At 45.8% G+C, this 585-nt stretch carries 1 pseudogene; it reads right to left on the reverse strand.

Annotated features, from left to right (window positions below):
* Window positions 1–344: 344 nt before the first annotated feature.
* Window positions 345–585: pseudogene (locus tag OXS27_RS32440) on the reverse strand (hypothetical protein); the annotation flags it as partial.

The raw sequence follows: 585 nt of genomic DNA on the forward strand, positions 1-585 counted from the left end.
TGGTGCGACATCGAGGGGCACAATCCCCGGTAAAGCAGCCTGTGCTAATGGTCATCAGCTTCGGCCCATTCGGAACAGCACAACGTACGCTTCGCAACTTAAAAAAGATGTTGCGGCAGCAGAAAGATTGCAACTTCATAAGAATGTGTGCTGTGCATGGCGAAATTATGCGTATATCCATTGAATTTAGCCTCCTGTGTTGATCGAATGTTTATAGATAACAGTCTTAGTTATTTTATGCGATAGTATTAATACATTAACATGAACTTGTTAGTAATAAATTGCTATATGTACCGATAAAAATGTCAATTGCGTTCTCGCGCAACAGAATTATCACAATGTTTTTAGCTAGACAGCGCAAACATAGGTATAGCCACGACATCGATCGCTGCAGCCAAGATCGGGAGAATTTCGAGCCGGTTGGGTTGAGCTCCATCTTCAGTACGCTTTCGCGCAAACGCGAGCACCAGCAATGGGACTAGCGGCAGCAGGTAACGTCCTTGAGGTCCGTAGACCCGGTCTTCGCCGACGTTCGTCCACGTGAGGTACTGCGACAAAACGATCGACCAACAACAGAATAAAGCA

Origin of the sequence: Methylobacterium sp. GC_Met_3, from assembly GCF_026540775.1 — a bacterium.
Lineage (GTDB): Bacteria > Pseudomonadota > Alphaproteobacteria > Rhizobiales > Beijerinckiaceae > Methylobacterium.